This window comes from Ruegeria sp. O5 (assembly GCF_056535105.1).
This window is the reverse complement of the sequence record NZ_JBQERN010000013.1, coordinates 73,468-85,595: the sequence shown is the minus strand read 5'-3', so window position 1 is coordinate 85,595 and position 12,128 is coordinate 73,468. Positions and strand designations below refer to the sequence as shown.

The 12,128-nt window shown below is 60.6% G+C and carries 10 protein-coding genes; all 10 read right to left on the bottom strand.

All coding sequences use genetic code 11. The features are described 5' to 3' along the window. Positions 1-83 precede the first annotated feature (83 nt). Positions 84-977: an FAD:protein FMN transferase gene (locus ACR0M3_RS15440; RefSeq protein ID WP_480911557.1), complete on the bottom strand. Its 894-nt coding sequence runs from the start codon at positions 975-977 to the stop codon at positions 84-86. Then, complete coding sequence (locus ACR0M3_RS15435; RefSeq protein ID WP_480539709.1) at positions 974-1,489, bottom strand: nitrous oxide reductase accessory protein NosL; 516 nt, start codon at positions 1,487-1,489, stop codon at positions 974-976. The genes ACR0M3_RS15440 and ACR0M3_RS15435 overlap by 4 nt, the downstream gene beginning before the upstream one ends. After that, a complete protein-coding gene (locus tag ACR0M3_RS15430) occupies positions 1,486-2,307 on the bottom strand; it encodes an ABC transporter permease (protein WP_209507037.1) in 822 nt (273 codons plus the stop codon). The genes ACR0M3_RS15435 and ACR0M3_RS15430 overlap by 4 nt, the downstream gene beginning before the upstream one ends. Further along, positions 2,304-3,197, bottom strand: coding sequence for an ABC transporter ATP-binding protein (locus ACR0M3_RS15425; protein WP_480539707.1), 894 nt, complete (start codon positions 3,195-3,197; stop codon positions 2,304-2,306). The genes ACR0M3_RS15430 and ACR0M3_RS15425 overlap by 4 nt, the downstream gene beginning before the upstream one ends. Then, a complete protein-coding gene (locus tag ACR0M3_RS15420; RefSeq protein ID WP_480539705.1) occupies positions 3,187-4,443 on the bottom strand; it encodes a nitrous oxide reductase family maturation protein NosD in 1,257 nt (418 codons plus the stop codon). The genes ACR0M3_RS15425 and ACR0M3_RS15420 overlap by 11 nt, the downstream gene beginning before the upstream one ends. 2 nt (positions 4,444-4,445) lie before the next feature. Beyond that, on the bottom strand, positions 4,446-6,353 hold the full coding sequence (nosZ, locus tag ACR0M3_RS15415) for a TAT-dependent nitrous-oxide reductase (RefSeq protein ID WP_480911555.1): 1,908 nt from the start codon (positions 6,351-6,353) through the stop codon (positions 4,446-4,448). Between the two features lie 14 nt (positions 6,354-6,367). Next, the gene (locus ACR0M3_RS15410; protein WP_480911553.1) at positions 6,368-8,545 is read right to left on the bottom strand and encodes a 4Fe-4S binding protein; all 2,178 of its coding nucleotides are present in this window, start codon (positions 8,543-8,545) and stop codon (positions 6,368-6,370) included. 546 nt (positions 8,546-9,091) lie between these two features. After that, a complete protein-coding gene (locus tag ACR0M3_RS15405; protein WP_209507042.1) occupies positions 9,092-9,355 on the bottom strand; it encodes a hypothetical protein in 264 nt (87 codons plus the stop codon). Beyond that, the gene (locus ACR0M3_RS15400; RefSeq protein WP_480911551.1) at positions 9,312-10,835 is read right to left on the bottom strand and encodes a cytochrome D1 domain-containing protein; all 1,524 of its coding nucleotides are present in this window, start codon (positions 10,833-10,835) and stop codon (positions 9,312-9,314) included. Before ACR0M3_RS15400 ends, ACR0M3_RS15405 begins: the two co-directional genes overlap by 44 nt. Positions 10,836-10,911: 76 nt before the next feature. Continuing rightward, positions 10,912-12,126, bottom strand: coding sequence for a heme d1 biosynthesis radical SAM protein NirJ (gene nirJ, locus ACR0M3_RS15395; protein ID WP_480911550.1), 1,215 nt, complete (start codon positions 12,124-12,126; stop codon positions 10,912-10,914). Positions 12,127-12,128: the final 2 nt, after the last annotated feature.

Sequence of the window (12,128 nt, the reverse complement as noted above, 5' to 3'; positions counted from 1 at the left end):
ACGAATTGACCTATATCATGTTTTTCGCGAATATCATGTTCTTGGTGAATTTTCCTGACCCACCTGAGATTTGCGACCATGCGTCATACATTCAGCTCGACACGGGCCCTGGGAAAATGACTTAAGATTTCAGCGACTTGGCTTTCGGGCGCCGCGCATATCGCAGTAGACAGCCCATCTGCGATCACCGCGTCAGGGGCAGAAACCGAAACCGTTCTGTCCCGGTTTGCAGGCCCGTCCGGGGTGATGATGTGGCCCAAACCCTGTCCCAGCTGCGTCCCCAGCGACGATGATGTCGCGACCGCGCGGTCACGCAGCGCGACCCGTTTCAAAACCCGCTGGTCCGGCGCGACCAACCCGACTTTCCAGGGGGCGCCGTCGCCTCGCGCACCCAAGGCGGCAACCTCTCCCATATCGACCAGAACATCACGCAAACCAAAGCCACGCAGCAGCGCGGCGATCCGATCCGTGATCGCTCCTTGGGCGATTCCGTTCAGCGTCAGGGCCGACTGGCCCGGCACCGGCAGCCGCACCGACGCAGCATCGAAAGACACCCGTTCCCAACCCACAGCAGCGCGGGCGGCAGCCAGATCTCCGGGGCCTGCCCCTCTTGCCAAAGCATACCACAGGGGCTGAATGCTGGGATCGAAAGCGCCGCCGGAGGCCTGATGCAGCGCACTGCTCAGGCTCAGCACATTCAACAGCTCAGGCGCGGGTGCGGTCAAAACACCGTCGCGGTTCAGGCGGCTCAGCTGTGACTGCGGACGGTACAGGCTGAAGATATCCTCCAGCCGGGTCACCTCACCCTCGACGGCGGCAATGATCGGTGCGGCCTCGACATCCGCCAGCCCAACCAGCCGCAGGCTGGCCGCAGCCCCAAGGGCTGTGCCGCGCCAATGCGCGTCCGAAGCCATGGCCGGGGTGGCCGCACAGGCAGCTGAAATGATCAGAAAACGGCGACGGGACAGGGCGGTCATACGGGGGTCTCCAATGTCAGATCAAGATCGACAGGGCCAAGCACTTCGGCGTCGGGAATGTCGGGCAGGCGCATCGCGGTCCCGCCATAGGTCTCCGCGAAAACCCGCGCATCGGCAGGATCAGCAAAGGGCACCACTTCGCGCGCCCCCATGCCACCTGCCACATCGGCACCAACGACAAAAGTCGCACCATCCGCAGCGATCCAGTTCGAAATCCCTGGCTGCCGCCAGCTTGGCGCGACACCCATATCGCTGACATATATGGCAGTGATATCCGCATCGCGCTCGGGGCTTTTCAGATAGGCCACCATGTCCCGCACCTGCGCGAAAAACAGCGGGGCCGGATAGCCTTCCAGATGAACCTGCCCCTTGGGGCCGCCATGCTCGGTGACATTCATCTGACAGAAATAGCTCAGCGCATCGGGTGTCAGGTCGACCGGGTCAGGGGCCTCGGCCAGCTCTTCCTTGCAGGCCGCCAGTGCGAGCAATGCGATCAGGGCAAGACGTCTCATGGCTCAACCCTCCGGAAAGCCAGCCGGGCAAGGGCAAAGCCCAGCACCGGCCAGATCAGCAGCGACGCGGGCGCGGCCCAAACCGGCAGGGCCTGTGCGGCCCCGGTCATGCCCGAGGCCATGGCAACGCCTTCCGTCGCGGCGATGTTCCACAAACGGAACGCGTCGGCCGGGTTGGCCACCATCACCCATGGAAAGACGGATTGGGTGAATGCGCCGCCCTTGTCCATGACGACGGCCCCCAACAGGCCCAGATCATAAAGGACGACAAAAACCAGCCAAAGCCCGGCCGACAGACCCGCTGCCGCCGTGGCGCCCCTCGCCAAAGCGGACAGCAGGTATCCAAGCGCCAGAAACACGGCGCCCAGCAGGATCGAGGTCAGGATAAGTCGCACCAGCGCCATCAGGCTTTCCGGCCCCGCACCACCAAAGAACGCGGCTACCGCGCCTGCGGTGCCAAAACCCACGGTCATGGCAAAGGCCAGCGCGGCCAGATGGGCGCAGAACTTGCCCAACAGGATTTCCCCGCGTCCAGCCGGATAAGACAGCAGCAGCGACAGGCTGCCCCGGTCCACATCGCCCGCGATGGCATCGAAGGAAATCATCAGCGCCAGCAAAGGCGCAAGGTAAACCGACAACGTAGTCATCGACGCGACCGAGACGGTCAGCATATCAACACCCAATGTGCCGGTGGGCGCGCTGCCCGCAAAGGTCAGCGCCAAAGCAAACAGCACCATGATCAGCGTGGCAACCAACAGCCAGCGGTTGCGGCGCAGGATCAGCATTTCAGTTCGGGTGATGGCAAGGAAGCGGGTCATGTCCTCTCCTCCTGTGCGTAGTGGCGATAAAGGTCCTCCAGCTTGGGTGGTGTCATTTCCACATCCGCCACCGCATCGCCCAATCCGGCGATCCGGCGCAGGGCCTCCATCTTGTCTTCGGGTGTGCACAGCAGCTCGACCGATGCGCCGTTGATCCGGTTGCCGCCCAGTTCAGCGGCCAGGGCATCCGCATTGGCGCTGGCGCGCACCTTCAGGCGGATCGGCAGACCGGCCAGCGCCGACAGGTTGTTCAGCGTGTCATCGGCCACCATCCGACCCTTGCGCATGATGGCGATCCGGTCGGTGCGCGCCTCAACCTCGGTCAAGGCATGGCTGGCAATCAGCACGGCGGTACCCTGCGCGGCCAATTCGTCAATAATGGCATAGAGGTCCTGCCGCGAGATCGGGTCCAGGCCCGATGTCGGCTCATCCAGCAGCGCCACTTTCGGCTGTCCCAGCAGCACCTGCGCCAGCCCCAGTCGTTGCCGCATCCCCTTGGAATAGGCACCGATCCGGCGGTCCAATGCGTCGCTCAGGCCAACGCGCTCCAGCAGGCCGGGAACATCGGCTTTTGACCCGGACAGTTTTGCAAACAGCGTCAGCTGCTCGCGCCCGGTCAACGCCGGGTGAAACGAGACCGCCTCGGGCAGATAGGCCGTATCCCGTCGCGCCTGCGCGCTGCCGGGGGTGGCACCCCCGATCCGAATGGCTCCGTCCCGAATGGGCGTCAGGCCAAGGATGGATTTGATCAGGGTCGACTTTCCCGCGCCGTTATGGCCCAGCAGCGCCACGCGCTGACCGGGGGCAAGGGACAGGGTGATATCGTCAAGAACGCGGGTTTTCCCCCGGTTCTTGCTGACATGGTCAATTGACAGGGCCTTATCCGTCATGAGGCACCTTTTTCATAGCTGGGGGTTCAGGGGCTTGCATCAATGGGTTGCTGTCCATCACACCCCCCGGCAACAGTGCCGGGAAGGCCGATTGCGACCAGCGCACCAGCTGCACGGCAGGCGAGCCGAGCAGCAATTTGGCTGCGGGTTGGGTCCACAGCACATGGTCCATACTGTCATTGGGTCGATAGGGGACATCGGCGATACCGTTGCCATCCACATCATAGGCGGCAAAATCGGACCAGTAATTGCCGCGCCCGTCTTCGGACCACTCGACCCACTTGGTCGAGACGTATTTCACCTGCGTCCGGTTTCCGATGAATGAATTGCCAACAATGCGGTTGCGTTCGCTGCCAGCAGTAAAGTGGATACCGATGCCACATCCCTCGAACCAGTTGTCGGTGAATTCGTTCTTGTTCGAGTTATACAGGAAGGTGCACTTTTCCTTGGCACCTTTCACGACATTGCCGGTGATGACGCTCTTGTTGGCATAGTTCAGCATCACGCCATGTTCGCGGTCCCCGATCGAGACATTGTTGGCGACCCGCACATTGGTCGTGAACATCACCGCATAGCCCAGATCGTTGCCGATCGAGACATTGTCGCTGACGACCGAGTCGTCGGCATACATGTAGTGAACGGCAAACCGCAGATCGCGGAACAGGTTGCCGGTAAAGGTGTTCTTCTTGGACGAATTCACAAAGATCCCGTCGCGGCCATAGCGGATGTCATTGCCTTCAACCACCGCACCCGGCGCGTTCCAGACATAGACACCATTGCCGCGCGCGTTCATGTGGCGATCCTGCCGCCCTTCAATCCGGTTGCCGCGCACGATGCTGTCCTTCGCACCGTGGATGTCGATGCCGTAAAGATTGCCCAGCAGCACATTGTCCTCGACCACCGGCGCGCGCGCCGTCTTGGTCAGCTGGATGCCGCTGTCGATGCCGTCATGATCCGAGCCTGATCCGATCACCGTCAGCCCGCGCAGGGTCACGCCCGGCCCGGTCACTGTGATCACGCTGCCTTGGCCTTGGCCGTCGATGGTGGCCTGTCCCAGCCCGTCGAGGGTCACGGGCCGGTCCAGAACCAACTGCTCGACGTAAACGCCGGGGCTCAGGCGAAGGGTGTCCCCATCCGCCGCCTGCGCCAGTATCTCGTTGATGGCCCCCGCCCGGTTGGGCACATCCCAATCCGCCGCCCAAAGGGGCGAGCCGAGCAGGAGCGGTATGAGCAGGGGCCAACGCATGTTTATGCGCTCCGCGGCTCAACAAACATCCGGCCGCGCATCTCCATGTGCAGCGCGTGGCAGAACCACTGGCAATAGAACCAGTGCACGCCCGGACGGTCAGCAATGAACGTGACCGAGGCCGTGGCCTGCGGTGCAACTTCCATCGCGATACCGAAGTTCGACAGGCAGAAGCCGTGGGTCACATCGTCCACATCATCCAGGTTGGTGACATAAACGGTCACTTCGTCACCCTGTTTGACGGTGAACTTCTCCATGCTGAACACGGGCGCGGTCGAGGTCATGTAGACCCGCACCTTGTTGCCGTCCCGGATCGGTTCCTCGGCACCTTCGTCCAGATCGACGCCGTCAGCGGCAGCCTGCGCGCGCGCCTCTTCCCACATTGGGTCGTTGCGGTCCCAGACATTCACCGGGTTCACCTTGGACCGGTGAACAATGATTGAGTCATGCGGCTCGGCAAAGGTCGGACCGTCATGGACCACCTTCATCTTGTCGCCGGAAATATCGATCAGCTGCTCATTTTCGGGCTTCAGCGGGCCTACGTTCAGGAAGCGGTCTTTCGAAAACTTGTTCATCGAAATCAGCCACTTGCCATCGGCTTCGGCAGTTTCACCCATCGAGGTCGAGTTGTGGCCCGGCTGGTAATGCACGTCGACCTTGTCGACGATCGGGTCAACATCAGCACCCGCATAGGCCTCGATCGCCTTGGCGATGTCCCACTTCACCACCTGGCTGTCCAGGAACAGGGTGGTATAAGCGTTGCCCTTGCCGTCGAACGCCGTGTGAAGCGGGCCAAGACCCAGCTGCGGCTCGGCGACAACAGCGGAACGCGGATCGGCATTTTCGCTGAACAGCGCATCGACCTTTTCCACATCGATCACGGACACGGTCGGCGACAGCTTGCCGTTGATCATGATGTGTTTCTTGTCAGGCGCTGTGTTCACACCGTGTGGCGAGTTCGGGATCGGGATGTACCGGGTCAGGTTTCCACCCGCCTCTTTACGCCCGTCCACGACCTTGACGCCGTTCAGTTCCTGATAGTTCCCGGCCGCTACGGCCTCTTCGATACCTTTGAGGTTGAACACGACCACATGGTCCAGCTCGTTCTCGGTCATCTCGGCCAGGTTCATACCCATTTCCGAGTTATACGAGGTCGAGAAGGCGTATTTGCCCTGATAGTCGCAGTCGGTGTTATCGAGGTTACCCGACACCATCACCTGCCATGCAACTTCCATGGTGTCGCCGTCGATGGCAGTAAAGATGTTCACATATTGTGACGGATCATCAAGGATCTGGCCGTCATTGACCAGCGGGGCCTCGTGCTCACCGTTGGCAAAGACATAGCCGGTGCGCGGGAATTTCTGCGGACGCAGGCCGTGGATGTCATGCGCGTTCGGGATCTCGATGATCTTGTCGCATTTCATCACGTCACAGCGCACACGGGCCACGCGGGTGTTGGCCTTGTCGTTCATGAACAGATAACGGCCATCATAGGTGCCGTCGGTGAACGACATATGCGGGTGGTGCAGGTCGCCGTTGTCATAGGTGACCTTGCCGTTTGCAGCCAGGAACTCCTTGGTTTCAGGCAGCAGGCCTTCGGTCAGAACCTTCAGCGACTCGTTGGTCTGGCCCCAGCCCGTGGCCGAGCAGCGGTTGAACACCGGCACCCGCATCAGCTCGCGCATGGACGGCACGCCCAGAATGCGCAGCTCGCCGGTCTGGCCCGACGACCAGAAGCCGTAATATTCGTCCAGCTCGCCCGGTTCCAGATGCTGCTTGGCGGCAGCGCTGGCCTCTTTCGCGGTCATCAGGGTCGATCCCAGACCGGTCCCGGCGATGACGGCACCGGTGGCAGTGGCCCCCAGCATACCGCGGCGCGTGATATTCAGTTTGTTTTCTTGGTCCGACATGGTCGTTCCTCCTTTTAGGAAACGGTTTTCGGTTTGGCGTTCGGATGGTTCGCCGGTGGTTGCCCGAGGGGGGTCTTAGGTGTGACCGACCCGGTCTTGGCCCGCCGTTTCAGTTGGCGGATAACGACGGGACATTTGTCCTCGGACTGATAGAGCACCTGACAATGCAGGCAGGTGACGCACTCGTTCGGATTGATCTCACCGGTGGGGTGGATCGCCTGAACGGGGCATTCATTGGCGCAGGTCTGACAGGGCGTGCCACAATCGTTGTAGCGGCGCAGCCAGTCGAACATGCGGATACGGGCAGGGATCGCCAGCGCTCCGCCCAGCGGGCAAAGATAGCGGCAATAGAACCGCTCAACGAACAGCCCGATCCCCAGCAGGACCAGCGCAAAGACCACAAATGGCCAGTCGCGCATGAATTTCAAAATGATCGCGGTTTTGAACGGTTCGATCTCGGCATATTGCTCGGCCAGCGGGATCGATACGAAACTCAGGCCAAAAAGACCCAGAAAGATCATGTATTTCGCAGGCCAGAGACGCTCGTTCAGACCCCATGGCAAAGTCCATTGCGGCACTTTCAGCGCCCGCGCGATCTTGTTGGTCAGCTCCTGAAGCGCGCCAAACGGGCACAGCCATCCGCAATAGGCCCCACGACCCCAGAACAGCAGAGCGGCGGCCACGGCAAACCACTGGATAAAGACCAGCGGGTCCAGCAGGAACGCATCCCACGAGAACCCGGTTCGCAAACTGCCCGCCAGCGCCATCAGGTTCACCACGCTCAGCTGTGCATTGGCATACCAGCCGATGAAGAACAGGGTTATCGTCAGGTACCCGATGCGGAACCAGTAGAAGACGCGCGCATTCATCGTGGCGTGGAACTGGAAGAAGAACGTCGCCGTCAGCACCAGCAGCATGACACCAAGCCCGGCGATCTCGACAGTGCGATCCTTCCAGATGCGCTGCCACAGGGCCGCCTTGGCGGCCGCTTCGCCTGTTGCATCATCTACGACCGATGGCGCGGTGACGGGCAACAGGTATTGTTCAGGCAGTTTGTATCCCAGATCGAAGGTCAGAAAGGTCTTTTCAACCGCCCCGACGGCACGCTGCACCAGCAATTGCAGGCGGAACGGCTCGGCCGGGTCAAACTCGGCATCAGCGGGGATCTTGAAGATATCCAGTTCTGTAAAGCTGGGGGCATCTGGCGCGGCAACCTCACCCAGACGGCGCTGCTGCTTGTCAAAGAACCGCACCGAGCTGTCGCCCTGGATCAGCTGAATCCGGTCAAAGATCCCACCCCGGACATAGCCCGAGCCCTTGAAACTATAGGCCCCGCGCCCCAGAACCAGAATGGCCTGTTCGCCCTCGTCCAGCCAGTTGGTCAGGTTCTGGTATTCAGCCTCACCCAGCAGCGACTTGCCGATAGACGGGACCGAAACAAGCGCCATGTGCATGTCGATGAAGGTGTCATCCGGCTCGCCCGGTTCGGGGCGCTTGATCGCGCGCTGATCCCCGGTGGCTTCAAAGGCGGCATTGACCTGCCCGACATCCAGCGTCATGCGCCGGACCGAGCCGTCTCCAGACAATGTGGTCCAGTCGTAAATGGCATCCTGCGCCATATCGACTTCGCGCTTCGGACCTCCAGCCTGCACCGGAGACAATCCGCCCAGCCCCAGCGCGCGGGCCACTTTGATCCCTCCGCGCACAAGGCTGTCATCGATCACCATGATCGTCACGGTCGCACCCGAGATAATGTCTAGGTCATGCCCCTCACCCCCGGTCTCGGCCTCTCGTTTCAGGTCAAGGCCCGCATAGCCTTCGGTCAGTTCAACCATCCGGGAATTGGGAATGCCGATCAGTACGATGGGTTCGGAATGCTTGACCAGCTGAACACCGGTCAGAACAGCGTCTGCGTCGATGGCAGCAACCACGTGAATGGGTTTGCCGGAATAGCCGGTCGTTCCGACAAAGTCCGAAGTCAGAAAAGCCCACGCGATGGTCTCGGCACCCCGAAGGACCGGGGCAACCTTCACGTCGCTGCGTACCGGGCCAAACGCGTCGGCACCCGGGGCCAGGTCAGCCGGATCAATGTCAGGAAGAAAGCTGGCAAGACTGTCGGCGCGTGCACTGATTGCAACACCGCAGGACAGAACGAGGGCCAGAAGGAAATGGATTGCGCGACTTATAACCACGGCGCACCTCCGATCAATTGGGTAGACGCCATGGACGCGCGCGGGGCGCGTTCAGATTCTTCTTGGGTCGTGAACGGGGGCCCCCGGGTTTCGGGCCACAGGTGTTTGGGGCTGTACAAAATGCACTGCCCCCCATGTTCAAAGCGTACATTTTGAACATTTACGACGCTTGCGGGCTGCAAAGCGCCCGGCATCGGTGCTGACACCGTCACCGCACAAAGCGCACAGTCCGCGCATTTCGGGCAGGGCGCGGTTGGATCGTTGTCGCCTTCTTCTTCAAGGTCAACTTGAACCCAGACCGCGCCCGCCTCCGAGCAGATCTCCACCCACATGTTCTCACCGGGACTCGCCAGAACCGGGCCAAGCATTTGCAACAACAGAAGGAAAATACCTGCCAGTCCACACGCCGCGCGTAATGCGCGAACAGGGAGGGTGTGGAAAGAGTTAAAGGCAGGCATGGAGAATCCAACTCGGTATTCTTTCCCGAGTCGTAGGCGGTTTTCCCTGTCCGATACTTGACTTTCGTCAGGCCTTTGGAATTTCCCTTCAGCCGTCCGCTTCGTCCATCAACCCACGCACCCATCGCCCCGCCAACCAGGACGCGGGTATGCCTAAAGGTATTGACCAAAGGATTGCCGGAACCGGTCCAATCACCCCGAAACCGGCGCTATGCAGGATCAGCCCGGCCAGAAACAGGTTGATGGCCACGGTCAACATGGTGGCTGGATAAAGCAGAATGGCCAGTTTCCAGACCGGCCATTTGCCCTCAGTGGCTGGTGCCTTCCGAGAAGGTGATTTTGTTCCAGACATTGTACTTCCCAGATGGTTTACGCATCGGCAGGCGGCGCACTTCTTCCAGCGTCTGCGCGTCATAAACGATCACCGCGCCGTCATCTTCCCAGATCGACACAAGCGCGTGGCGGCCATCCTTTGTGAACTCTACATGTGCCACGGTCTTGCCCGGGGCAGGGCGCAAAGTCTTTACGATTTCAAGGCTTTGCTTGTCGATCACATGCATGGCATCCTTGTTGGGACCAAAGAAGACATCGGCCCAGACGAAAGGCGAATTCTCGTGGCTCCGCATGAAGAATCCCGGCCCTTCGGTCTTGATCCGCTTGACGGTTTCCCAAGTCCCCATGTCGATCACCGACACCGTGCCGTCAGTCAGATGCGGCGTGGCCATAACGGTCGTATCGCCATGTTTCCACGTAATCCCCGAGCCTAGATGCGGCATCCCCGGCAAGTCCAGATCAGCCACCTTGTGCCCAATAACAAGGTCGATCACCTGTCCGCCCTTGCCATCGCGCGCGGCACCCATGACGTATTCATAGCTCTGATCGAAAAAGAAATCGTCCAGATAGTCGGGCGTTGTGATCTTGCGCACCGGGAAAGGATCGGGGTTCTTGAACTGCCCTTCGATGCGAAAGTCGTGACCCAGCCCGGATTGCGGCGGGTTGGCTCCGTAGAAGACCTCCCAGATCTCGGGAACATCCTTGAGCGCCAGAACAAAGCTCTCACGCGGGGGGGCCTGATACACCGCGGATACGCGGCTGGATTTTCCCGCTTTTCCTTTGATCGCAATGACTTTTGCCACCGACAAGTCTTCGGTCGACAGCAAGGTCAGACTGTTGGGCAAATAATTCGCGACGGCCAGCCACTTGCCGTCGCCGGACATTGCGATGTTACGGCTGTTAAGCCCCGCCCGTACGCGCCCCACCTGTTGCAGGGCCCAGATGTCGTATTTCTGAACCCAGCCATCCCGGGACATGATGAAAACGAAACGCCCATCCGGGCTGAACTTCGGCCCGCCGTGAACCGCAAAAGGTGTCTCGAACCTGTCGAGAACCTCAAACGTGTCACCATCCAGCACACTGACGTGATGGTCCCCGGTTTCGACCACCAGAGTGATGTTCATCGGGTCACTTGACCACACTGGCGCCTCAACGGGGATGTAACCGTCATCCAGCGTGCGGCTGTCCATGATATGGGCCTCGCCCCATTCGGGGTCGGTTTCCAGCGGTGATTTTAGCCAGCCAGCCAGCTCTTCAATCTGCAAAGCGTCAAGTTCGTGCGAGAAAGCAGGCATTTGCGTCGCCGCGCGCCCATCGGCTATCACCGCTGCGATGCGGGGCCCGCGCATGCGCTGGAGCGTCTCGGGGATCAAGGCCGGGCCGACGCCGCCCAAGCGGTTTTCACCGTGGCAGGACGCACAATGTTCAGCATAATCCGTTGGTGCGTCTGCCCAGGCTGCACCTGCGGTCAGCACGGAACACATCACCACGAGCTTCATCTTTTCAAAAATACTCCCGCCGGAGGCTCCCTTGGGTGTCTCTGGCACCCATGTCGAAGGCTCAGAGCAGACGGGATTAAAAGAATTGATGCGCCGGATCATGGCTTTTCCCCCGGAACGGCGTAACCCGCAGACGCTCGCCTGCGTCGTCAACACCGATTTCTTCGTTTGTCAGGTAACAGGCCGGATCTTCGGCCCAGGGATCACCGGTCAGTTGCAGGGCTCGGATGCGGGTGTTGCCACCGCAGACATCCTTTAGCTCGCAAGCCCCACAGCGCCCTTTAAGGGGGCGCGGACGCGTGCGCAGCATAGCCAGCATCGGATCGTCGCTGGTCCAAAGCTCGGAAAACGATGTCGTCTTAACGTTGCCTACTGTGTAATCGGACCAGTAGGTGTCAGGATGGACCCGGCCCAGATTGTCGATATTGGCCACACCCAAACCGCTGGAATTTCCTCCCCAAGCGGCCAGATGCTCGCGGACATGCGCAGCCTTGTCAGCGTCGAAATGCGCACGAATCCAGTTCAGAAAATACCCCGCGTCTGCATCATTGTTGCCGGTCACGATATCCAGCGGGCGACCGCCCGAGGCAGCCTCCCACGCGCGCTCCAACAGCAGATCCATTCCCTTGCGGGTGCGCTGATGCTCAGCATCCTCGCCGCGGTTCTTGTCGCCGCGCCCGGCATAAACCAGGTGCGACAGGTAAAACTTGTCGACGCCCTCGTCATCGCATAGCTGAAGCAGGTCCGGCAGGTGATGCTGCGTGCCTTCGGTCAGGCAGAACCGCAAGCCAACCTTGATGCCGCGCCTCTTGCATTCGCGCACACCGCGCAGGGCGTCGGCAAAAGCCCCTTCAACACCGCGGAACCAGTCATTTGTGGCCCCGATCCCATCCAACGAGATGCCAACGTAGTTGAAACCAACGTCGGCAATCATGTCGGCTGTTTCATCATGAACTCGTGTTCCGTTGGTCGACAGCGCCAGCATCGGCACAAGCTCGCGGGCACGTTTGGCAATGTCGAAGAAATCGAACCTGTCCAGTGGTTCCCCACCCGAGAGGATCAGGGCCGGGACGCGAAACTGGCCCAGATCCTCAAGGGTTACCATGGCTTGCTCGTGGCTGAGCTCGCCCGGGAACGCAACATCCGCCGAGACGGTGTAGCAATGACGGCACTTCAGATTGCAGCGCCGCGTCAGGTTCCAGATCACCACCGGTTTCACAGGGCCGGGGCGGTGTTTACGCACCGGGGTCGGCTTGACCAGCTGGTGCATGTATTCTGTCAGGCGGAACATCG

Bases quoted from the DNA above. Each gene is read 5' to 3' on its own strand.
- ACR0M3_RS15440 (WP_480911557.1), bottom strand. From the start codon at position 977: ATGACCGCCCTGTCCCGTCGCCGTTTTCTGATCATTTCAGCTGCCTGT.
- ACR0M3_RS15435 (WP_480539709.1), bottom strand. From the start codon at position 1,489: ATGAGACGTCTTGCCCTGATCGCATTGCTCGCACTGGCGGCCTGCAAG.
- ACR0M3_RS15430 (WP_209507037.1), bottom strand. From the start codon at position 2,307: ATGACCCGCTTCCTTGCCATCACCCGAACTGAAATGCTGATCCTGCGC.
- ACR0M3_RS15425 (WP_480539707.1), bottom strand. From the start codon at position 3,197: ATGACGGATAAGGCCCTGTCAATTGACCATGTCAGCAAGAACCGGGGG.
- ACR0M3_RS15420 (WP_480539705.1), bottom strand. From the start codon at position 4,443: ATGCGTTGGCCCCTGCTCATACCGCTCCTGCTCGGCTCGCCCCTTTGG.
- nosZ (WP_480911555.1), bottom strand. From the start codon at position 6,353: ATGTCGGACCAAGAAAACAAACTGAATATCACGCGCCGCGGTATGCTG.
- ACR0M3_RS15405 (WP_209507042.1), bottom strand. From the start codon at position 9,355: ATGTCTGGAACAAAATCACCTTCTCGGAAGGCACCAGCCACTGAGGGC.
- ACR0M3_RS15400 (WP_480911551.1), bottom strand. From the start codon at position 10,835: ATGAAGCTCGTGGTGATGTGTTCCGTGCTGACCGCAGGTGCAGCCTGG.
- nirJ (WP_480911550.1), bottom strand. From the start codon at position 12,126: ATGTTCCGCCTGACAGAATACATGCACCAGCTGGTCAAGCCGACCCCG.